The sequence below is a fragment of the Paenibacillus sp. FJAT-26967 genome (genome assembly GCF_001541095.1).
GTDB lineage: Bacteria > Bacillota > Bacilli > Paenibacillales > NBRC-103111 > Paenibacillus_F.
The window spans coordinates 1736361-1757771 of the sequence record NZ_LMXH01000001.1 but is presented as its reverse complement, the minus strand read 5'-3'; the positions used below and the strand labels follow the sequence as shown (position 1 = coordinate 1757771).

Genomic DNA, 21411 nt, shown 5'->3' with positions numbered 1-21411 from the left:
GCAAGCAAATATCCCAACCCGTTGTATATGCCGGGTTGGGATGCTTGCCGCTCTATTCCTGTAAACTAACTTGCACTAATTTATACTTCCAGCAGAGTATCGCTCACATCCTTTTCCCCATTTGCTGATTGTCACCTCCACGATTTTTAGAGCACCTCTAAGATCATATAGCGCACGTGCTTTTACTTTCTCATGTATTCCTGTATCTTGTTGAATTTGATTCATCACGCTAAGCAGACTTTTCTTTATTTCGTTAAGCCGTCCCGGATTCAGCTTGGACTTCTTGTCACCGCCCAGCTTAATCACCATTTCATCCAGTTCCTTGGAATACCAATTCTCCGCAGTGTGGTTCATCCCGCCAAGCGGCACATAAATGCGGTTGATTTTAGACTTCTGATCCTGCATAATCCGGGCTAAGGAAAGAGCTGGACTGCTGTCTGGCACAATCGCTTGCTGCCGGTAGACACCAACTGCCGTTTCTTTATCGTACCCTCCGTTAAAAAACGACTCGTACTCGAAAATCGCACTCCCGCTAATACCAAGTTGACGACTCGAAACGATCTGATTCATAAAGGATTCTTTCGTCAAATGGATAAAAGAACCCACACCGATGGTGACATAAGCTTTATCCTTAGCTAATTCAAACGTTCGACGGGCATCTTCCAGGACAAGAGAAGTATCCAGCTTATAGGACATCGGAAACACGTTGTCAATGCGGTTCTTCGCGACCCAGTTCATCGAATCTTGAAGCACATCTTCACGGGCGAGTTCATACTCTGGCCAGACAGCGGCAGTCACCTTTACACACGGCTTTTTCTTCTTCACCTCATCGGTAAGGCGGAGCACGAATTCATCTACAAATCCGACTCTCATGCTTACCCATTCATCCCACAGCGTATCTCCGGGCTTCAATGTTATCGGATCTGCCCCGTACCGCTTCTTAAAAAGCCCCCGGGTATAAGGATCATAACCAAAATCGTTCGTATAATCTCCTGAACCCGGATAACGCGCATAGTCAAGATGCAGACCATCGACTTCATAATTGGATAGTATTTCTTGATACACGTTTATGAGAAAATCATGCGTTTCATTCAACGCGGGATTGATATAATAATAGCGGAAGCCGCTGGACACATCCTCCTGATAAGTCAAACCTTTGCGGCTTAATAAGGACCATTCCGGTTTGTTCTTGATAACGGGACCTGGCCCTGGGCCACCTGCGAAGAAATTTTCCACCCATGCGTGAATTTCGATTCCTCTTTTTTTGCCTTCAGCCAAATAAGCTGCCAGAACATCGAACCCGTTGTACACGGGATTATGTCCGGTAATTTTATTTTTCGTCGGGAAGATGGTATACCCGTTCCAGAATGTCTCTACGAATACTTGATTGATATGAGCCGCTTCAATTTTATCCATAGTCTGCCGCACTTCTTCTATGGAGTTCTCTTTGGGCCGGAGCCATATGCCCCTGTTTTCAACGGACCTTGACTCAACGTTCATAGAACGCACACGGGTCGCTGTCCGGTCCAGGTCTTTCAGGATTCGAGCGAGGCCTTCAATTCCTTTCTCCGACAAATGTCTGCCCGCTTCCTCACGTAGCTTCTTCACGGAATCAATCTGCTTGCGTATCTGATCATACGGCACATCCAGAAACATTCGTCTGGATTCCTTTAGCGCCAGTTCCGCACTTGCTGCCGTAATTTGCGCTCTGTCCAGCCAAGACTGAGGCGTCAACAGAATCCGTATCTGCTTCTCTGCCCGATTAACCACAACCCTCGCCCCTACAGACGCATAGCGGATAAGCCATATCCTACGGGAACCGTGTCCCGAAAGTACATAACCGCCGGCAGGAATAGGCTGATTGTTGCCCCCGATGCTGATAATTTTACCGGCTGCATTTACGACAACTTCGCTTCCCCAAGCACCTGTCCCGCTTGAAGCCCCATAGCCGCTGTCATAAACAATGAATTGTTCAGCTCCCCTCATTCCCGGCAAAGGCTTATGACTGCCATCATCCCACCCGGCCGGATTATCTTCACGCTTGCGCGGATTCAACGCATCAAAGCCAATTGTCGATGCCTGATACAAGTGATCGTTCTCAAACTCGATTGTAACGGCTGTACCTGGTACTGCACGTGTAAGCAGTTCTTGATAGCAAGGGTTAAGCGACTGGACGGATAGGACATATCCCTTCGGAGGAATTGGAGAGTTATTATCTTCGAACTGGCCGTTGCCAGCCATTTGAATGCTTCTAACACTTACAATTGTTCCGTTCAGAATGGTTGCCTCCAAGCCCCAGGCGTTCGCGCGTGTCATTGTCCCGTAAGAAGAATGATAAAGAATCGCTTCTCCTTCGTATCTGGGTTCGTTCACTTTGTCAATCGGAATAACCAGATCGCCCATACGCGCGTATTTCTCGGGTAGTACGGGAATCTGCATATTGACCGCCTGTACGCTATCCCCGATGTTCAGCGCTTGAAGCAGCCGCTTAACGCTGCCGCTTCCGGATATAACGTAACCATTCCGGGGGATGTAGGTACCTTTGGTCCCAACCGAGACTTTATCGGCTACGATGCCGCCGGTCAGGATCAGTTCTATTGTATCCGTGTCAAAAGAGGGAGTATAAGTGCCATAGGTGCTTGTAAAGACGGAGAGCTTATTCTTCTTACGCGCTTGATCCACACCCGTTACGGGCAGGAATGTTCCATCTGGCAGTTTGACATGAGGCCCGTATACGGATTCATTTACCGTCGCGGCCTCAAGTTTACCCGGAACAGGCTGCCGCTCCGATTCGCGATGACGCGGCAGCCTGTCCTTATCTGACAGGCCCGCTTTCGGGCTGTCCGGCGGCACATTAAATCCGGGGTAGGCCCGGCTCTGCAATGTAAGTCCATCGGCACCACTCTCATAATGAGTTGCGGCGTAACCTCTCGAAGACATATTCCATACGGATAGCATCGCCAGAACCGTTAATAACCAAAGTGCATAGCGTCTAACCCGGCGGCACCGCTGCAATTCGCCATTCTTCAAGCTCATCTTCCTCCTGCTCGTTGTTTAAAATCAAGCTGCAATCCGCTCACAAGTTTATGTAGGCTTCCACCCGGGTATAGTAACCGCAATATGGTTTGCTCGTTTAACCTTCCCTTTAATTGTCCCCACTGATTCCCAATCCAAATTATTTTTCTTATCATCCGTCTTTTAATTGTGGGACAAGCTTCTAAACCACATAAAAAAAGCCTCCCGAAGGAAGCTTTCCTGGTGAATAACGATGCTGTTTAGGAATGGACATAGGACTGATCCCACCGTTTACGGTCCCGCAAAGCCTTGAACAGCAAGAATACCGCATACACTCCAAGGATACCTGCCAAAATCCAAGCTGTATTGCGTACCACGGGAACACTCCCGTGTTCAGCGCCAATGCCGATAAACGCCCATATAAACACGATTGCAAAAGGAACATCTTTTCGTTTAAAACTAAACGTTAAAGCAAGCCCCGTTGCGAAGATAAGCAGAATAACGGCCCAGCTTTCTGAAGAAATCCCCCAACCGTCCCATCCGGAATTTTTGAGAAATACAGTAACATTCACTATAGTCGCCACGCAAATCCAAGCAAGATATAGGCTGAACGGAACCTGAACGAGCCAATACTCTCCGATGGCTCTTGATTCTCTTCCGTACCGGATGCGATGGTACAGCGAAATCAAGGTAACCAGCAGGGCGATCATGACTACGACACTCCAGCCGATAAGAAGGTGGTGCCAGACGAAAATCCACGTTATATTCAGAGCGCAGCTGAGGATAAACCAGTAGCTAATCCTTTCTACCGGCGGTCTTGACCCTGTATCGCGGCGTGCTTGATACACGATAAATCCGATTAATCCGATATAAATCACGGACCAAATTGAGAACACGTATCCGGCCGGTGTGACTAAAGTAGGATAACGATCCGACACATCCCCGGGGGTCATCCCATTGATCGGAAGTGTCTGCGCCAGCGTGTTTACGACAAGCACTGCCAAAAGTGCGATGATATTTAGTGCTTTTCTTGTCTTCTCCATCCCTGTCTCTTCCTCCCATCTCATTCGCTTCTATCTTATGTTTAACCGTATGAGGAAAGAATTAATCCGGATGAAGAAGTCTGGCCTTGTTATAATTTTATCGCCCTACCCGCTTATTATCGTAAGATCTTTGGGGAATGAAGTCAGCACATCTACACCCGAATCGGTGACCAGCACCTCATCTTCGATCCTTACGCCTCCAGTTCCCTGTACATAAATTCCCGGCTCAATTGTAAAAGTCATCCCCGCTCTGAGTACCTCTTCATTGCGGCCATGCACAGAAGGATATTCGTGAACATCTAGCCCGAGCCCGTGACCGAGCCTGTGGTTAAAATAAACACCGTAACCAGCCTCTTCGATCGTGCTGCGGGCAGCCGCATCCACAGAAGCGAATGTGGCACCCGGACGGACAGCTTCGATCCCGGCACGGTTGCCTGCAAGAACTGTTTCGTATATCCGCCGCTGCTCGTCCGAAGCTTCTCCGACGATGAACGTCCGGGTGATATCCGAAGCGTACCCGTTCAGGTAGACTCCAAGATCAAAGAGCAGCAAGTCCCCCTGGTTAATGATGCGTGAACCCGGCACGCCATGCGGCAGTGCTGAAGCCGCTCCCGTCAATACCATCGTAGAGAAAGACGGGCCTTGTGCACCTAATTTCTTCATTTGATATTCCAGTTCGGCGACAATATCGATCTCTGCTGTGCCGATTTTTACTTTCTCCAGGCCCCGCCGCAGTACCTCCTCAACGACCTCAGCTGCCCGCCGCATAAGCACGACCTCTTCGGGTGTTTTAATCACCCGCATATTGCGCAGCTGTTCATCCACCGCAGTAAAACGCCCGGCCTTCACGGAACCGCGCAGCTGTTCATAACGGCTGAGCGTCCACTGCTCGGCTTCGATCCCAACCGCATCCAGTCCCGCAGGCAGCAAGCCTTGAAGAATTTCATAGGCGGAATCCGTGTCCTGATGAGTATGAACTCGTTTGACGGAAGAAGCCTGAACCGCCGCTTCTTCATCCAGAGCAGGTACGAGCAGAAACGGATCTTGACCGTTAACCAAGACCAGCCCGAGGAAACGTTCATGCGGGTCAGATGCAAAACCCGTCAAATAATATACATGTCTAGGAAGCGTAATGATAACCGCATCCAGTGAATTTTGTTCCATATATCCCGTTAGTTGCTTTAATCTCTCGTTCATTCCAATCCCCTTTTCATCCGTTTTATAGCTGTTAATTTCGTGTACCGTTCTTTTTATCATAACACGTCCGGCTTCCCGCTCCCAAACGACCAACTAAACTCTCGAAGCCTTCGCAAACGAAGAGTAAGGATACTCAGGTCTCTAGCCATCCTGTCTGACGGGTATTATGTGAATGAATACAGAAGACCATGCTCCCTAATTCTTTTTCGGATGGGAGTCATGGTCTTCTATCACTTACTTTCTGTCTTTGCGCTTCAGGATCTCAACAATCAGTGCGAACAGCACAAAGCCCGCCGCGAAACCGCCCAGATGAGTATACAAATCAACGTTAGGCACGATGAAGGAGAACAGCAGACCGCTTACGAGAATGATCACAATCGTCTGTCTCGTTCCCTGATCCAGGAACTGTCTGCGGAAAATACACAGATACAAGTAAGCCGCATACAGGCCGTAAATGGCTCCCGAAGCTCCTGCGGCAACGTACTGATCCGTATGAAGCATAAAGGAGATGGCGCTTCCCAGCGCTCCGCTAATGATGTAAAAAGCGGCATAGCGGGCGCTTCCGAGCATTCTCTCCAGCGGTGGAGCAAAAATGATCAGCGCAAAGGTATTGAACAAAAGATGAGACAACCCGATATGCAGGAACATCGCAGTGAAAAAACGCCACCACTCAGGCGGCAGATAGCCAGGCACAGAATATAAAGCCCCGAAATCAAGCAGTGTCCTCGTACTCACAGAGGACCCTTTGATTTCCATTAAGATAAACAAAACCACATGCACAAGCGCAATCAGACTCGTTACCGGGTATCTTCTTATGTATTCCTTGAAACTTTCATTACGGACAAACAGCATGGGAGTCAATAGTCTCCTTCAAAAGTGGGATACCCTAATCATAATGGAAATACAAGAAAGCCCGCAAGCCTTTTGGCCTGCGGGCGTTCCAAGCTTTATTGAAGAGCGCTTTTGATTGCGGCAATAAAAGCGGGCTCATCTTTAGGAGTACGGGACGTAATCAGGTTCTTGTCGACGACAACTTCCTCATCAACGAACTTTCCTCCCGCATTCTGAACATCGTCCTGAAGCGGAGGATAGCTGGTAAGAGTGCGGCCCTTTAATAGATCCGCGCTCATTAGAATCTGCGGACCGTGACAAATGGCCGCGATCGTTTTACCCGCTTCATCGAATTTCTTGACGAAATTCTGAATTCCTGGATTCATACGCAGTGCTTCAGGAGATGATCCTCCCGGAATAACTACTGCATCGAATTCATCCGGCTTCACATCATCAATGCCCTGGTCTGAGGTATATTCTGCTTTTTGATTCTTACCGGTCAGCAGTTCACCTTTTTTGAGCCCGACAATGACGACTTCATGGCCATCTTCCTTTAACTTATCGTACGGTTCCTTCATTTCGGAATCTTCAAATTGCGATGCCAGCAGAAATGCGATTTTTTTACTCATGATTTTTCCACTCCTTCAGTTATTCTAGATGTATATTACTTATTTCGCTTAGATTTAATCCATTTTCTCTACATAGCCGTTGTTGTTACGGATCAACTCGACGATTTCTTGATAATCGTTCTCCGGCACTTTGGCCGACAGAACATATCGCAAGTTCTCGTAGTCATCGTCTCCGCCAAACAAGCTATCATTCTGACCCCGGACTATTTTGTCGGGATCATGCTCCGCCTCGCCATTATTTACGGCTGCAAAACCGGCAGGTCCCGATGAGGTTCCGACAGGCGTTCCGGGAACAGCTATATTGCCAGAGGTTCCTGCATATCCGAATGGCGCCAGAATACCCGTCTGACGGTCTAATCCTTCCGTTTCTCCAACCTCAATCTGTTCAGCCTGATAGGTTTGGAGCCGGATCCGAACATCTTCTGCATCGTTCTCTGTACGAAAATAAGCTTGTATATGTTTGCTCATCACGAACACCTCCAATACTAGAATCGTTCTCCTGCTGATATTACCCCCGCTCCCCGAAAATAACACAGGTTATTTGCAGGAAATATTTTTTAACCAGGCCCTACAGCTTTGCAGCACGAAAAATCGCAGCAAAGAACGCTGCTGATACCATTCAGCAGCGTTCTTAACTTTAATCCTGAAATTAATTCGAAGAATCCGGCACCGTTGCAGGTTTAGGTGTAGGTACAGCCTTCCCTCCGCCATCCGGTTTAACGGTTTCTCTAGGTACTTCTGTCGGCTTGGGCGTCGTCTCAACAGGAGGCTTGCCCGCATCCGGCTTATCATTAGGCTTATCAGTAGGCTTATCAGTAGGCCTAGGCGACCCAGTCGGTCTCTGAGTACCGTTAGGCGTCTCCTTGTTGATGCTTGTTGTAGGAGAAGGCTTTATGCTCGGATTGAAAGAAGGTGTCCTTGTCGGCACAGGAGACTCGCTCGGTCTCACACTTTGTTTAGGCGTCTTAGTCGGTGTAGGCTTCACGGATCGCCCATCCTCCTCACTGCCTATCCCAGAACTATTCTTAGGTGTATTAGTCGGATTCATGCTAGGCATCCAGTTCGGATCCAGACGGAGGTTGAGGGCCTCTCTGGCTTTCTCAACCTCTTCGTCGACCAGCACGATATACGGACTCACCCAATCACCGGTAAGACTGATAAACTCAATGTTCTGAGTATCAATGGTAATGTATTTCGTAATCAAGTCATAAATCTGGCTGGATGGAATATCCGTTTTCATATTGTTGCCGACCGCATCCAGAATTCCCCCGATGCTGGCAACTCCGCCGACACTCTTCAGTTCTTTTACAATTTCATTCAGAACTTGCTGCTGCCGTTCATTACGTGCAATATCCGTGGACTCCGCTGTATTGCGGTTTGATTTACGATATCGGATGAAGTCCAGTGTCTGCTTTCCGTTCAGCGTCTGCACGCCTTTTTTCAAATTAATGTCCGTTCCGTCCCAATTATCTACATACCTCATATCCATATCCACATTCAAGGTCAAGCCGCCCAGCTCATCTACTATCTGTTTGAAGCCCTCAAAATCGATGGTTGCCATGTAATCAAACTTGACTTCGAAAAAACTGCCGAAAAAGTCTTTCGTTTTTTTCATCGCTGTTTCCGGTTCAGTCAGGGTAAAATGTGGGTAAAAATAATTAGCTTTATGTGATTCGCCATTCTTTTTCAGCTTCATTTCCACATCGCGAGGCAGAGATACGACCGTCGCAGACTTCGTTTCCGGGTTGAGCGTAACCGCCATAATGACATCACTGTTCAGAGTACCGGTTTCTTCACGGGAATCGACACCCATCAGCAATATGCTGAGCGGTTTAACTTTGGCTGACTGTGCAGGGGGAACGACTTCCGTTGTTCCGACTTTCTTGATGAGGGAATCCGTCTTCGAATATAGGAAACCGACATAGGTACCGATTCCGATAATAAACATCAAGACCAGGATACCGCTGGTGACGGTTATTTTTTTCCAGAGCGGCCATTTGGGTTTCTTTCTTAGCTTACGCTTCGGACCAATACCAGCGGAAATTGGGGATGAATTCGGGTTGGTGACATCAGACATAGGAGAAAACCTCAATTCTTGAGTATAATTAAACTGTTGGTAGAAATGTATAAGCAGGAAATTCAGATGGTATAATTATATATAAGGTAAGGAGAGGAAAGAGTTACAAAATAGTTAAACATTCGACAGATTCCTTTTCTATTATGCCAAAGAGGTGAGAATCATGCAATTCATGAATATTTTATGCGCATATGACGGTTCTAAGATTTCGAAGCAGGCGCTTGAGAATGCAGCAGCACTGGCCAAGAGCAACCCGGGCGCCGTGCTGGACGTAGTACATGTGGCAAGCATGCCATCCTTGGTTGTCGGTGAAGCTCTGATTGCGACTCCGGCTGTTATGTCAGGGGAATATTATGAAGCTGCCGAAGAGATTGCGGAAGAAGCCAGACAGCGTCTTCTCTCCCTCTCACAGCCCGCGGATGTACATATTCTGAACGGCAATCCCGGCCGGATGATCATCGAACATGCGGAACGCACGAATAGAGACCTGATTATTATCGGCAGCCGCGGATTGAACGGGGTCAGAGAATGGGTACTGGGCAGTGTAAGCCATTATGTTGTACAGCATGCCAAAATTCCCGTTCTGGTTATCAAATGAATAATATTTTCACCTGTGAAGCATCTCTTAGGAGGTGCTTTTTCCGTATAATAAATTTCGATAAATTTTCCGTTGCTCCTCCTTATTCCGCTTTCTCTTCTAGAATTCTTTCATTTAATGGCTGACCAATAAAAAAAGAACCCGGATCGGGTTCTTTTTGTTTATATTGTTTAAGAGGCCATTCCGCGGCAGACCTCGGCACAACTGCGGCAAGCCTTGGCACATTCCTGGCAATGCTCATGGTCATGCTCGGCACACTGCTTCGCGCAAATTTCACATATAGTTGCACACAGGTTACAAATCTCTACGACAAAAGGACTCTGCCGGGACATCGCGGATGCGGCGTATGCGCAAATATCGGCACATTCGCGAGTCAGCCGGATGCATTCGGCCATGTGAGAAGCATCCTCTTCCTGTAGACAAGCAGAGAAGCAATAATTGCAAGCCTTGAGGCAGAGCAAACATTCTTCTATGCACCTTTGAATTTCTTCATTATTCGCTTCGTGGGTCATATCATAGCGCATGTGAATATTCCTCCTTCATTGTTAACCTAAGGAATATTAACCTATTTAAACACTCTTGACCCTCCTGGGCTTCATTTAATTCTTACCGCCCATCCGCGCTCTAGCTGTGAACCCAATAGGCGCTGCAATCATCCAGCCGTTTCATAAATCCGTATTCGATCAAATACCTTCTCAGCGTTACATAGTCATCCCAGGCTTCTTTGAGAATCTCGTTTACTTCCTTCTCGCTATATTGTTTGCCCGCTTCAAATCGTGTAATAAGCTGGCGGAGAATCGCTACCTTGCGCTTCTCTTTCTTAGGGAATTTCGTAAGACGCCCGTCTACTCCATCCGGAAAATAAGTCCTCATAAATTCTTCATTTTCCTGCTCCGTAATGGCAAATCTTTCATCAAGCACCGTTGCAGTCTTTGGAACCGGGATAAAGGAGGTGTCACGCCCATTCTCTACTTTTTTATCAAGCAGTCCCATAAGGGCTAAATAAACCTTAGCCTGCTTCTCTCTTTCCCTCATCGTGAATCGGTGATTCCGGATTGTTGAGGTGCTGCCGCCACCCAGTTCCTTTACAATCTCTTTATCCGATAAGCCGCTGTGAAATAAACCAATCAGCTGTTTCTGCAAATCCGTTAAACCCGTAAGCTTTTTATTCATATTCAGCAAATAATGAAACATCGATTCGTGTTCAGCGATAATATGCAAAGAAGCGAACTTCTCAGCTTCGTAGAAGATACCCGCTTCCTGATAAATGATACCTTTGGTAAAAGCTCTCCCGCAAACTAGACATACGAAGGAATCTTCTTTATCCACATAAACGTACCCTTTTTGTATTTCATCTGTAGACGCCTTCCAAAACAATTCCGAAACATCTTTCAAAACAAACACCCACATTCTTTGTTTATATTTATATAAACAATTTAATATATTGTTTGTTCAATGTCAATGCACAGCCGTTCTTGGAACGTTCATTCAACCTCGAATACATAAAAAACCGCTCCCGGTGAGGGAACGGTTCTGGCTGCATTATTCACTGCAGGTAGAAGGTGGAGGTGTTTCACCTGCTTCTACATTAATCTTGTCCGCAATGGTATCCCGGATAACCGACATGACCAATTGCAGCTGGTAGTTAATATCCACTTGCGATTGCTGGAATTCCCTGACGATGGGAATATTGTCGAGTTCATCCTGAAGATCTTCAATTTCCTTCTCGATCTTCTTCACCATCACTTCGTTATCGAACTTTTCAAAAGCGACGATTTCCTTCTGTTTTTTCTTAATCGCTGAGATCAACGTCTGAATATGCTCGTTGGTTGCGATCTGGCGCTCAGCCTGCTGATAAAATTGCACTTCAGTCGATGTCGTAAGCAGTTGCGCCAATTCTTTTGTTTTTGCGAGAATATCTTCCCTTACTACCATTTCTGTGTTGGTGAAGTGCTCCATGGTACACGCTCCGATTCTTATAGTGGCGTTCCTAGATCGATATTTGTAAAGGTTCTTCAACAAGCTCGCCCTTGACTAACCAGGTTTGAGGCTCAGTTACAAGCACATGAGCAAACGATCCGATCAGCTCCTTAGGACCTGTGAAATGTACCAGCTTATTGGTACGGGTACGGCCTGACAGAACTTCGGAATTTCGCTTGCTTTCGCTTTCTACGAGCACTTCGACAATCTGGCCGCGCAGCCTTTCATTGCCTTCCTTGCCATAGGTTGCGATTGCGTCGTTAAGACGCTGCAAACGCTCTTTCTTTACTTCCATCGGCACATTGTCTTCCATTGCGGCAGCAGGGGTGCCTTCCCGCGGAGAATAAATGAACGAATAAGCAAAATCATACTTAACTTCCTTGACGAGGCTGAGGGTATCCTCAAACTGCTCGTCCGTCTCGCCCGGGAATCCTACGATGATATCGGTACTGAGCACTACATCCGGAATCGCCGCTTTGATTTTGCCTACAAGCTCGAGATAACGTTCCCGCGTATATTTCCGGCTCATTTTTTTGAGAACTTCGCTGCTTCCCGATTGAACGGGAAGATGAATGTGCTCCATCAGATTCCCTTTATGCGCCAGAACCTCGATCAGGCGATCGTCAAAATCACGCGGATGCGAAGTCGTAAAACGGATTCTAGGAACATCGATTTTGCGGATATCATCCATAAGATCACCGAAGCCATATGTCAGATCCTCAAAATCTTTGCCATAAGCATTCACGTTCTGGCCGAGCAGGGTAACTTCCTTAAATCCTTGACGGGCAAGATCTCTTACCTCAGCCAATACGTCCTGAGGACGGCGGCTGCGCTCTTTCCCCCGTGTATAAGGAACGATACAATACGTACAGAACTTATCACAGCCGTACATAATGTTTACCCACGCACGCATTCCTTCGCGCTTCTTCGGAAGGTTCTCAATGATGTCCCCTTCTTTGGACCATACCTCTACGACCATTTCCTTGCTCAAATAAGCGTCGTGCAGCAGAGCCGGCAAGCGGTGGATATTATGCGTTCCAAAAATCAGATCCACATGGCCGTGTTTTTGTAAAATACGTTTGACAACGCCCTCCTCCTGGGACATACACCCGCAAACACCAAGAACCAGATGAGGTTTCTCGATTTTGAGATGCTTGAGGTGACCCAGCTCGCCAAACACCTTGTCTTCCGCGTTCTCGCGGATCGCACACGTATTCAGCAGAATGACATCCGCTTCCTGTTTGTCCTCCGTAGAAGTATATCCAAGCTGCTCCAGCAGGCCCTTCATAGTCTCCGTGTCATGTTCGTTCATCTGGCAGCCATAGGTTCGGATCATATACCGCTTCCCCTGGCCGAACTCCTTCATCTCTACCGGAATATTGAAATCATACAGCACTTCAATGTCTTCTTTGCCGCGCTTTTTCGCATCCTTATAGGAAGGAGGTTGAAAATAGATCGAAAAATCCTTCTCGGATTTACCGGATTTCACCGTCATTTCATCATTCCTCCTGAGTATTCCATGCTAGACTCATAACTCTCATTATACCATGCACATGACGGGCAGACAAAGAAAAAAGAGCCGGATTCAAGGCTTGCTGCCCTGTTCCAAGGCTCCTATATATTTATGCTGCTTGCGCCAATTCTTAATCTACGATGAGGCCAACATCACCCGTTCTCAGACCTGCTGCATTGCCTTCATCGGTGTCGATATGCATATCCAGAGCAAATTGATCGGATACACGTGCAATGACATCTTCGAAAATAACCGGGCGGTCTGTCTCCACGCGCACCCGCAGGCGCTGCTTGTCCTCAATGCCCCATCGTTTCGCATCTTCGGTATGAAAGTGAATATGACGGGCAGCCACGATTACGCCTTCATCAAGCACCACTTCACCCTTAGGACCGATCACTTTAATTCCAGGAGTTCCTTCGATATTGCCGGATTCGCGAACCGGAGGCTGCAGACCCAGAGTGAAAGCATCTGTGCGAGAAATTTCAAGCTGAGAGTTTTTACGTGCAGGTCCTAGAATACGGACTTTATCAAAACGGCCCTTGGGACCTTCTGCCGCTACTGTCTCATTCGCAGCAAATTGACCGGGCTGGGATAGATCTTTCATCGCGCTCAGCTCATAGCCTTCACCGAATAATATGTGAATGTGGTCTTCACTTAAATGAATATGCCTTGCGGAAATTCCAATCGGTATCTGCTTCATCTGTGTTATCCTCCTGTATTCTGCTCGTCTCTATGTCGAATCTGAGGCTTATCATGTTATAAATTAATAGTACCCTTTTTTGACCAAAAAAAAAAGCACGCAGCCTCGCTGCGCACCTTATTTAACAGAATTATCTAAATTCAGCAACTAATTTGTCAAAATCAGCTTGGCTGATTTTCATATCCTGCTTGGAAAGACCTTCTTCTTTAAAACCTGGAACCAGATTCTCGTAGCTCGGCTTCACTTTATCTTGATAAATGATACCTGTCAGCATACCGCCTGTTTCCATCAGCTTCGTCATAGCCATCACACGGTTGCTGGAATCATAGTCCGGAATTTCTTCCAGATCGATGATGTTTTCTTTGAACCAGTCGTACGTGTTCACTTTGTTGAAAGTTACACAAGGACTAAACACGTTGATTAACGAGAAGCCCTGATGCTTCATTCCTTCTTCAATAATATGAGTCAACTGCTTAAGATTACTGGAGAAAGATTGGGCTACGAAAGTAGCTCCTGCAGCCAAAGCCATCTCAAGCGGCGCCAATGCGGTTTCGATCGATCCGCTCGGTGTACTCTTGGTCTTGAACCCTTCGCTGCTGCGCGGTGATGTCTGGCCTTTGGTAAGACCGTAAATCTGGTTGTCCATGACGATGTAAGTCATGTCGATGTTACGGCGGATCGCATGAACCGTGTGGCCCATCCCGATTGCAAAACCGTCCCCATCGCCTCCGGAAGCGAGCACGGTCAGCTCGCGGTTGGCCATCTTGAGGCCTTGTGCGATTGGTAGGGAGCGGCCGTGGATACCGTGGAACCCATAGCAGTTCACATACCCGGAGATACGGCCGGAACAGCCGATACCCGACACGATGGCTAGTTGTTCCGGCTCCAGTCCGACATTCGCTGCTGCCCGCTGTATCGAAGCTTGCACAGAGAAGTCGCCGCATCCCGGACACCAGTTAGGCTTTACGTTGTTGCGAAAATCTTTTAATGTTGCCATGCTACAGTCAACTCCTTGCATTCTTGATAAATTTCAGACGGCAGGAACGGTGTTCCATCATATTTAAGCATGTTTTTAATTTTATCTGCACTTCCAGCATTCAGCTTAATCAGGTTGGCAAGCTGAGCCGTCGCGTTATTTTCTACGACAATTACATTTTTGGCTTTCTCCAGGTAAGGTTTCAGGGCTTCACCCGGGAACGGATGCAGCAGACGGACATGGATATGGCTCGTCTTCAAACCTTCCTGCTCCAGTCTCACTCTTGCTTCTTCGATAGTTCCGCCTGTAGAGCTCATGCCGATGATCAGGACATCGGGTTCCTCATGAGGAGCGTTCACCACAATCGGGTTCGTCACTTCTACATGATTCAGCTTCTCCAGACGCTTATCCATCATCTTTTTGCGGTTCACCGGGCTTTCGGAAGGACGGCCTTCCTGATCATGCTCGACACCGGTGACATGGTGCAGGCCATTCTTTACACCCGGCAGAACACGCGGAGATACGCCGTTAGCTGTAAATTCATACCGCTTAAACAGCTGCTTGGCGTCTTCGGCAGCTTCAGGCTGATCGACCAGATTACCACGTTCAATGACAATTTTATTATAATCCAGCACCTCGGAGGATTGCTTACCGAGTGACAGCTGAAGATCAGTCAATAGGATAACGGGAAGCTGCAGCTTCTCCGCAATATTGAACGCTTCGATTGTATCATAGAAGCATTCTTCGATTGTGCTTGGAGCAAGCACAACTTTAGGGATCTCACCATGAGTTCCATAAATCATAGCATTAAGATCACTTTGCTCTTGCTTAGTCGGAAGCCCTGTACTTGGACCTCCACGCTGCGTATCCACGATGACGACAGGCGTCTCTGTAATTCCGGACAGGCCGATCGCTTCCATCATCAGGGATAGTCCGGGACCTGCCGAAGCAGTCATGGCACGTACGCCGCCGTAGTTTGCGCCAATAGCCATTGTGCAGGCTGCAATCTCATCTTCGGTCTGAATAACCGCACCGCCGAATTTGGGCAGGACTTTGGTCAAGTATTCCATGATTTCCGAAGCAGGTGTAATCGGATATGCAGGCATGAAGCGGCATCCCGCCGCCACGGCGCCCAGGGCAATCGCATCGTTGCCGATCATAAACAGCTTCTGCTTGCCGTCCGCAGGGTCTAGCTGCAATTCCTTGATAGGACCGCCCGCAAGCTCCAGTACGGATTCCGCTCCCTTACGTACCGCTTCGATATTCTTCTCTACAACTGCTGCGCCTTTGCGGCCGAACTCTTCCTCTACCGCTTTATTAAATACGTCCAAAGGCAGGCCAAGAAGCGCCCAGGATGCGCCTGAAGCTGCCATGTTCTTGAATAGGGACGTGCCGAGTTCTTCCGCTATAGCGGTAATAGGTACGGGGAAAAGACGCGCAGTGACACCTTCAGGGAGCGTAGGATTGAACTTCGCATCGGCCACGATTACACCATGTCCGCCCAATTCATGAGAGTTCAGGTCTATGGTTTCCTGATCAAATGCTACGAGAATGTCCAAGTCGTCCGAGATCGAACGAATAGGTCTTGTGCTGATTCTGATCTTGTTGTTTGTATGTCCCCCTTTAATACGCGAAGAGAAGTGGCGGTATCCGTATAAGTAGTAACCCAGACGGTTAAGCGCCGTCGAGAAAATACGGTCCGTACTTTCTACCCCCTCCCCTTGCTGTCCCCCGATCTTCCACGATAACTGACTAATCACCTTGCGTCCACTCCTTTTGATGGTAGCTGCTCTTCCTTGGTATAGAGCCGTTTTGAGACATATCTGTACAATTCTTGTATGATTGCCTTATAGGTTATATATAAAAAATTTTTTTCAAGCTTAACCCAAATTCTATTCCTACCGAATGTAAATTGCAAGAGTTTTTGACAAAGGGAAAGATAGCTTTTTTAGATGATACTCATATCAAAAAGAGATCGTTTGCTACGAAACGGGCAAATTTCTTTCCAAAAATCTGTTCCAGTTCCTGGAAAGAAATTTATGAACCTGGCTTAACGAGTACCTCTTGCATAATTCGTTTGCCAGGTTGGTGTACATGCCTGCATCTTCCAGTCCTGTTATGTAACGGTCTATTCCGTCAAAATCAGAACCGAATCCGACATAATCTTCACCGCCAAGCGCACATACATGATCGAGATGACGAAGCAGATCGGAGATCGTTACGGGATCAGCCTTATGAACAAACCAGGGAACAAAGGTCAGCCCGATCATTCCTTGCTGATTAATAAGCTGTTTAATTTGATCATCGGTTAAATTCCGCGGATGCTCACATACCGATTTGGCATTGGAATGAGAAGCAAATACAGACAAATCCGGGTATTCCATGAGGTCCCAAAATCCTTTTATAGACAAATGGGACACATCTAACATAAGGTTCAAGTGATTACTTTCTTTTATCAGCATCCGGCCTCGTGCTGTTAGCCCCCCTCCCCTTGCTTCCATAATGCCGTCTGCCGACCAGTTAGCGAAATTCCAGGTCAGTCCCACACTTCTAAGCCCTAAACGTTGCAGAATTCTTAAATGTCCCAAATTGCCCTGCAGCCCTTCTACTCCTTCCAGTGACAAAATGACACCTTTGCGGCTGCTGTTCATCACAGTGTTAAGATCCGAACGGTTCCGGATGAGGCAAATTTCGGGGTTCGATAAAATTCTCTGGTAGAGAATATCCACGTATTCCAGCACGTGTTCTATTCCAGGCGTACGGATCTCCTCAGGCAAATAGATGGCAAGAAACTGTATTTTTATCCCGCCCGCCTTCATCAAAGGATAATTAACATCGAGTTCTACAGAAGGAGTCTGGAAATCCAGCCTCCGGTTCCGGTACATCTTCATTAAAGCGTCGCAATGAGCATCTATAATCATGGGATCCTCCCGATTTGTGTGGCTTGTCCGGATTTGATGCGAAAAAAACCTGTCTACAGTGTAAACAGGCCCGTTCATTTATGCTCAACCCTGAGGCATTGCTTTCAAATTATCTCGGCTCGACAATAAGCTTGATCGCGGTGCGATCCTCCCCGTCAATCACGATGTCTGTAAAAGCCGGTACACAAATGAGATCGACTCCACTAGGTGCGACAAATCCTCTTGCGATCGCTACTGCTTTAATAGCTTGATTTAAAGCACCGGCTCCAATGGCCTGGAGCTCGGCCGCTCCGCGCTCCCGTAACACGCCCGCAAGCGCCCCTGCTACGGAGTTTGGATTGGATTTTGCTGAAACTTTTAATACTTCCATGGAAAAGTACCTCCTTGGGTTGTTGGATAAAGGTTTTCCTTCTTCATCCTATTCGGACATGTGCCCAAACATTCCTAACCCGTGAGGTACGTTAACCAAGTGCAACCAATGGAACAACTATTCGAAAAGAAGATCCTCTTCATTGATCCGGATGAGCTCGATTTTCTTGGCGAGGCCCGTCGTGTCGTCAAGCTCCACCACAACACCATGAAAATGCCACTGGCCCTCGTCTACGACAAACCGGACAGGGAGCTGCGTAATAAACTTACGAAGCACGGCGGAACGCTCCATACCCAAGACTCCGTCCCTCGGTCCAACCATACCTACATCCGTTACATAAGCTGTACCGGCAGGAAGCACACGGTGATCGTTAGTCTGAACGTGAGTGTGCGTCCCGACAACTGCGGATACACGGCCGTCCAGATGCCAACCCATCGCTATTTTCTCAGAAGTCGTTTCCGCGTGGAAATCAACAAAAATGTACTTGTATTTCTTTTTGGCCTCTTCCAATATCTCATCCACCTTGTTAAATGGACAATCGATAGGCGGCAGGAAGGTACGACCTTGGAGATTTATCAGTAAAATTTCCTGATTTTTCACTTTGAGGACCGTATATCCCAGACCCGGCGTACCTTCCGGAAAGTTAGCCGGACGTACCATCTTCACCTCATCATCAATGAAATCAAAAATTTCTTTCTGATCCCATGTGTGATTTCCAAGTGTAATGCCGTCTATGCCAAGCTGATACAGCTCTTTGGTTATTTGTGCGGTAATTCCCCGGCCTCCGGCTGCATTCTCGCCATTGGCGATAAATACGGCATTCGGGTATTTCAATTTAAGTTTCGGAACCATCGTCTTAACGGCCTGACGGCCGACTGAACCAACTATATCTCCAATAAATACGATTTTAATAATCTCTCACCCTGCCTGTCTCTCTATATTTTCGGCTACAAAAAGGAAAAGTGGCTTAGCAGCCACTTTTCCTAAGTATACTTCTTTTATTTAGCGTATTCAACCGCTCGTGTTTCACGGATGACTGTAACTTTGATATGACCCGGGTAGTCCAGCTCGTTCTCGATCTTCTTCGTGATATCACGTGCAAGTCTGAACGCCTCTGCGTCATCGACTTTCTCAGGTTGAACCATCACACGAACTTCACGTCCTGCTTGAATCGCATACGATTTCTCTACGCCTTCAAACGATTCGGAAATGCCTTCCAGCTTCTCCAGACGCTTGATGTACGTTTCGAGTGTCTCACGACGCGCTCCAGGTCTTGCTGCAGACAGAGCATCTGCCGCACCTACGAGCATCGCAATGACGGAAGTAGCCTCCACATCGCCGTGATGAGAAGCAATCGCATTGATAACGACCGGATGCTCCTTGTACTTCTTGCCGATCTCTACGCCGATCTCAACGTGTGACCCCTCAACTTCATGATCAAGCGCTTTACCGATGTCATGAAGAAGGCCTGCACGTTTGGCCAGCGTTACGTCCTGGCCAAGTTCCCCGGCCATCAGTCCGGAGAGATAAGCAACTTCCATGGAGTGCTTGAGCACGTTCTGACCGTAGCTTGTACGGAACTTGAGACGACCCAGAATCTTGATCAGATCCGGATGCAGCCCGTGCACGCCCACTTCAAACGTAGCTTGCTCGCCATATTCGCGAATCCGCTCATCTACTTCTTTACGCGACTTCTCCACCATCTCTTCGATACGAGCCGGGTGAATTCGACCGTCAGCAACTAGCTTCTCTAGTGAAGTACGAGCAATCTCCCTGCGGATCGGATCAAAGCCGGAGAGGATAACTGCTTCAGGAGTATCATCGATAATAAGATCAATCCCGGTCAGTGTCTCCAGAGCGCGGATGTTGCGGCCTTCACGGCCGATAATACGGCCCTTCATTTCTTCATTCGGCAGACTTACGACAGATACCGTTGTCTCTGCCACATGATCAGCAGCACAGCGTTGAATGGCCAGCGTGATAATCTCACGCGCTTTCTTGTCGCCTTCTTCTTTGGCTTGCTGTTCAATTTCTTTAATAAGCTGTGCGGTTTCATGACGAACTTCCTGCTCGACTCCAGTAAGGATAATATTCTTAGCCTCTTCCATTGTCATACCGGAGATCCGCTCGAGTTCAGAGACTTGTTTGCGATACAATTCATCAATCTGATTCTGCGTCTCTTCAATTCTCTTCTCTTTGTTGGCTACTTGCTCTTCTTTACGCTCAAGAGATTCTAATTTTTTATCCAGCGATTCCTCTTTTTGCAACAATCGTCTTTCATGTCGTTGTGCTTCATTTCGACGTTCACGAGTGTCTTTTTCAGCTTCGGCCCGGAGCTTATGAACTTCATCTTTGGCTTCCAGAACCGTTTCTTTCTTCAGCGCTTCCGCTTCTTTGCGAGCACTTTCGACAATTTGTTCAGCGGCTGTTTCAGCACTGGAAATTTTCGCTTCTGCAAGAGACTTGCGGATAAAATAACCAATCCCTAAGCAAATAAAGCCAACAACGAGAATGATCAGGATCCAGATAATTGGATTCATCATGTCCACCTCCTCGTTGGTTACTCCAAGGTGTTAGCTTGGGATGATTCGGTTTTTTTAATCCGATATTCTTTTGTTCAAGCCCTAAGGACCACATTCCCCAGTAGGAAATGGTTCGGTTGGTTCATCCGTACAACGGGGGTTGTTCGGAACTACATGATGCAGAAGCAATCTTGGCGGAAATTGCTTCAGTCATTTGCCTCATAGAAAATCTGCATGATTTTTTATGAAAATATACACTTGTATTTTATCTTTTCCCAAATAACATTGTCAAGCTATGCCTGCTACTAATCCATCGTAGAGAAGCGAATTTAAGGACTATTCGTCCATGATATCAAAATCCTCATTGGATAGTGTGCGTACAACCTGGCTCGTTACTGAGGATGTATACCCTCGCCTAAGTAAAAAAGACGCGGTCTTCCGTTTGCGATCAATCGTTTCGCCAGAGGTTGTCTTCCATTTTTTGCGTCCGACTATCATAGCGCCTTCAAGCTCTTCTTCTTCGTCTACGCTGGATAACGCTTTCGAAATTTCGTCTTTTGATAGTCCTTTCTGGGCCAGCTCGTACCTCACCGCGTTGCGGCCTTTACGCTGATACTGAATACGCTGCTCGGTCCAAATCTTTGCGAACTCTGCATCGTCCAGATACTTCTGATCCTTCAGCCGGGTTATCGTCAGTTCGATAAGTTCATCTTCATAGCCGATTTCCTTAAGCTTACGGCGGACCTCTTGTTGAGATCTCGGCCTGACTGCAACAAACCGGACTGCTCGAAGGTAAGCATCATGCCGTTCGTCTTCACGGATTGCTTCCTCAAGCCACTTAGCATCCACTTGTTCGCCTTTCAGGAGCCGATATTTAATAAGCACATCCTCATGAACCGAACAGGTGTACTCTCCATTCACATGAACATTATATCTCCGCTTGTTTCTCTTTTGCTTCTCGATCATCGTAATGACAGAAGTGAGACTATTTTGTTCCACTTGTACTCTCCCCTATCCTTATCCCCATCGTTGTGTTTAA

At 47.4% G+C, this 21411-nt stretch carries 21 protein-coding genes; 1 reads left to right on the top strand and 20 read right to left on the bottom strand.

What is annotated here, in order from left to right; translation table 11 throughout:
* Positions 1-75: 75 nt before the first annotated feature.
* The 7 genes from AR333_RS07855 to AR333_RS07825 all read right to left on the bottom strand — a co-directional run bounded on the left by AR333_RS07855 (position 76) and on the right by AR333_RS07825 (position 8792).
* Positions 76-3036 carry a glycoside hydrolase family 10 protein gene (locus AR333_RS07855; RefSeq protein WP_084783528.1) on the bottom strand — a complete coding sequence of 987 codons (2961 nt, stop codon included), beginning with the start codon at positions 3034-3036 and terminating at the stop codon, positions 76-78.
* Between the two features lie 239 nt (positions 3037-3275).
* A complete protein-coding gene (locus AR333_RS07850) occupies positions 3276-4058 on the bottom strand; it encodes a TspO/MBR family protein (RefSeq protein ID WP_068774712.1) in 783 nt (260 codons plus the stop codon).
* A gap of 105 nt (positions 4059-4163) precedes the next feature.
* Positions 4164-5255 carry a Xaa-Pro peptidase family protein gene (locus AR333_RS07845; RefSeq protein ID WP_068775166.1) on the bottom strand — a complete coding sequence of 364 codons (1092 nt, stop codon included), beginning with the start codon at positions 5253-5255 and terminating at the stop codon, positions 4164-4166.
* 234 nt (positions 5256-5489) lie between these two features.
* Complete coding sequence (locus AR333_RS07840; protein WP_068774711.1) at positions 5490-6107, bottom strand: rhomboid family intramembrane serine protease; 618 nt, start codon at positions 6105-6107, stop codon at positions 5490-5492.
* 95 nt (positions 6108-6202) lie between these two features.
* Positions 6203-6715, bottom strand: a complete 513-nt coding sequence (locus tag AR333_RS07835; RefSeq protein ID WP_068774710.1) for a type 1 glutamine amidotransferase domain-containing protein — start codon at positions 6713-6715, stop codon at positions 6203-6205.
* A 54-nt stretch (positions 6716-6769) separates the two neighbouring features.
* The gene (locus tag AR333_RS07830; RefSeq protein WP_068774709.1) at positions 6770-7183 is read right to left on the bottom strand and encodes a hypothetical protein; all 414 of its coding nucleotides are present in this window, start codon (positions 7181-7183) and stop codon (positions 6770-6772) included.
* 181 nt (positions 7184-7364) lie between these two features.
* Positions 7365-8792: an LCP family protein gene (locus AR333_RS07825; RefSeq protein WP_068774708.1), complete on the bottom strand. Its 1428-nt coding sequence runs from the start codon at positions 8790-8792 to the stop codon at positions 7365-7367.
* A 163-nt stretch (positions 8793-8955) separates the two neighbouring features.
* Between AR333_RS07825 and AR333_RS07820 the strand changes: the two genes are divergently transcribed.
* Positions 8956-9390 (top strand): universal stress protein, encoded by a 435-nt coding sequence (locus tag AR333_RS07820; protein ID WP_068774707.1) that lies wholly within the window; start codon positions 8956-8958, stop codon positions 9388-9390.
* Positions 9391-9472: 82 nt separating this feature from the next.
* Here AR333_RS07820 and AR333_RS24925 read toward each other — a convergent pair whose 3' ends face one another.
* The 13 genes from AR333_RS24925 to AR333_RS07760 all read right to left on the bottom strand — a co-directional run bounded on the left by AR333_RS24925 (position 9473) and on the right by AR333_RS07760 (position 21371).
* The gene (locus tag AR333_RS24925) at positions 9473-9637 is read right to left on the bottom strand and encodes a hypothetical protein (RefSeq protein ID WP_172798774.1); all 165 of its coding nucleotides are present in this window, start codon (positions 9635-9637) and stop codon (positions 9473-9475) included.
* Positions 9561-9914 carry a four-helix bundle copper-binding protein gene (locus tag AR333_RS07815; protein WP_068774706.1) on the bottom strand — a complete coding sequence of 118 codons (354 nt, stop codon included), beginning with the start codon at positions 9912-9914 and terminating at the stop codon, positions 9561-9563. Before AR333_RS07815 ends, AR333_RS24925 begins: the two co-directional genes overlap by 77 nt.
* A 100-nt stretch (positions 9915-10014) precedes the next feature.
* Positions 10015-10785, bottom strand: a complete 771-nt coding sequence (locus AR333_RS07810; protein ID WP_068774705.1) for a DUF2087 domain-containing protein — start codon at positions 10783-10785, stop codon at positions 10015-10017.
* A gap of 147 nt (positions 10786-10932) precedes the next feature.
* Positions 10933-11349 carry a RicAFT regulatory complex protein RicA family protein gene (locus AR333_RS07805; RefSeq protein WP_068774704.1) on the bottom strand — a complete coding sequence of 139 codons (417 nt, stop codon included), beginning with the start codon at positions 11347-11349 and terminating at the stop codon, positions 10933-10935.
* Positions 11350-11380: 31 nt separating this feature from the next.
* The gene (gene miaB / locus AR333_RS07800; protein ID WP_068774703.1) at positions 11381-12865 is read right to left on the bottom strand and encodes a tRNA (N6-isopentenyl adenosine(37)-C2)-methylthiotransferase MiaB; all 1485 of its coding nucleotides are present in this window, start codon (positions 12863-12865) and stop codon (positions 11381-11383) included.
* A 148-nt stretch (positions 12866-13013) separates the two neighbouring features.
* Entirely contained in the window at positions 13014-13583 is a 570-nt protein-coding gene (gene pduL, locus AR333_RS07795) for a phosphate propanoyltransferase (protein WP_068774702.1), read from the bottom strand.
* A gap of 130 nt (positions 13584-13713) precedes the next feature.
* Positions 13714-14580, bottom strand: a complete 867-nt coding sequence (locus AR333_RS07790; RefSeq protein WP_068774701.1) for a 2-oxoacid:ferredoxin oxidoreductase subunit beta — start codon at positions 14578-14580, stop codon at positions 13714-13716.
* Positions 14568-16319, bottom strand: a complete 1752-nt coding sequence (locus tag AR333_RS07785; protein WP_068774700.1) for a 2-oxoacid:acceptor oxidoreductase subunit alpha — start codon at positions 16317-16319, stop codon at positions 14568-14570. The genes AR333_RS07790 and AR333_RS07785 overlap by 13 nt, the downstream gene beginning before the upstream one ends.
* 222 nt (positions 16320-16541) lie before the next feature.
* The gene (locus AR333_RS07780; RefSeq protein ID WP_068774699.1) at positions 16542-17480 is read right to left on the bottom strand and encodes a dipeptidase; all 939 of its coding nucleotides are present in this window, start codon (positions 17478-17480) and stop codon (positions 16542-16544) included.
* Between the two features lie 109 nt (positions 17481-17589).
* The gene (locus tag AR333_RS07775; RefSeq protein ID WP_005550495.1) at positions 17590-17850 is read right to left on the bottom strand and encodes a stage V sporulation protein S; all 261 of its coding nucleotides are present in this window, start codon (positions 17848-17850) and stop codon (positions 17590-17592) included.
* A gap of 117 nt (positions 17851-17967) precedes the next feature.
* A complete protein-coding gene (locus tag AR333_RS07770) occupies positions 17968-18762 on the bottom strand; it encodes a TIGR00282 family metallophosphoesterase (protein ID WP_068774698.1) in 795 nt (264 codons plus the stop codon).
* An 86-nt stretch (positions 18763-18848) separates the two neighbouring features.
* Positions 18849-20390: a ribonuclease Y gene (rny, locus tag AR333_RS07765; RefSeq protein ID WP_068774697.1), complete on the bottom strand. Its 1542-nt coding sequence runs from the start codon at positions 20388-20390 to the stop codon at positions 18849-18851.
* 318 nt (positions 20391-20708) lie between these two features.
* On the bottom strand, positions 20709-21371 hold the full coding sequence (locus tag AR333_RS07760) for a RecX family transcriptional regulator (RefSeq protein WP_068774696.1): 663 nt from the start codon (positions 21369-21371) through the stop codon (positions 20709-20711).
* Between the last annotated feature and the right edge of the window lie 40 nt (positions 21372-21411).

Bases quoted from the DNA above. Each gene is read 5' to 3' on its own strand.
- AR333_RS07790 (WP_068774701.1), bottom strand. From the start codon at position 14,580: ATGGCAACATTAAAAGATTTTCGCAACAACGTAAAGCCTAACTGGTGT.
- AR333_RS07825 (WP_068774708.1), bottom strand. From the start codon at position 8,792: ATGTCTGATGTCACCAACCCGAATTCATCCCCAATTTCCGCTGGTATT.
- AR333_RS07780 (WP_068774699.1), bottom strand. From the start codon at position 17,480: ATGATTATAGATGCTCATTGCGACGCTTTAATGAAGATGTACCGGAAC.
- AR333_RS07815 (WP_068774706.1), bottom strand. From the start codon at position 9,914: ATGCGCTATGATATGACCCACGAAGCGAATAATGAAGAAATTCAAAGG.
- AR333_RS07830 (WP_068774709.1), bottom strand. From the start codon at position 7,183: ATGAGCAAACATATACAAGCTTATTTTCGTACAGAGAACGATGCAGAA.
- AR333_RS07835 (WP_068774710.1), bottom strand. From the start codon at position 6,715: ATGAGTAAAAAAATCGCATTTCTGCTGGCATCGCAATTTGAAGATTCC.
- AR333_RS07840 (WP_068774711.1), bottom strand. From the start codon at position 6,107: ATGCTGTTTGTCCGTAATGAAAGTTTCAAGGAATACATAAGAAGATAC.
- pduL (WP_068774702.1), bottom strand. From the start codon at position 13,583: ATGAAGCAGATACCGATTGGAATTTCCGCAAGGCATATTCATTTAAGT.
- AR333_RS07820 (WP_068774707.1), top strand. From the start codon at position 8,956: ATGCAATTCATGAATATTTTATGCGCATATGACGGTTCTAAGATTTCG.
- miaB (WP_068774703.1), bottom strand. From the start codon at position 12,865: ATGACGGTGAAATCCGGTAAATCCGAGAAGGATTTTTCGATCTATTTT.
- AR333_RS07855 (WP_084783528.1), bottom strand. From the start codon at position 3,036: ATGAGCTTGAAGAATGGCGAATTGCAGCGGTGCCGCCGGGTTAGACGC.
- AR333_RS07775 (WP_005550495.1), bottom strand. From the start codon at position 17,850: ATGGAAGTATTAAAAGTTTCAGCAAAATCCAATCCAAACTCCGTAGCA.
- AR333_RS24925 (WP_172798774.1), bottom strand. From the start codon at position 9,637: ATGACCATGAGCATTGCCAGGAATGTGCCAAGGCTTGCCGCAGTTGTG.
- AR333_RS07850 (WP_068774712.1), bottom strand. From the start codon at position 4,058: ATGGAGAAGACAAGAAAAGCACTAAATATCATCGCACTTTTGGCAGTG.
- AR333_RS07805 (WP_068774704.1), bottom strand. From the start codon at position 11,349: ATGGAGCACTTCACCAACACAGAAATGGTAGTAAGGGAAGATATTCTC.
- rny (WP_068774697.1), bottom strand. From the start codon at position 20,390: ATGAATCCAATTATCTGGATCCTGATCATTCTCGTTGTTGGCTTTATT.
- AR333_RS07845 (WP_068775166.1), bottom strand. From the start codon at position 5,255: ATGAACGAGAGATTAAAGCAACTAACGGGATATATGGAACAAAATTCA.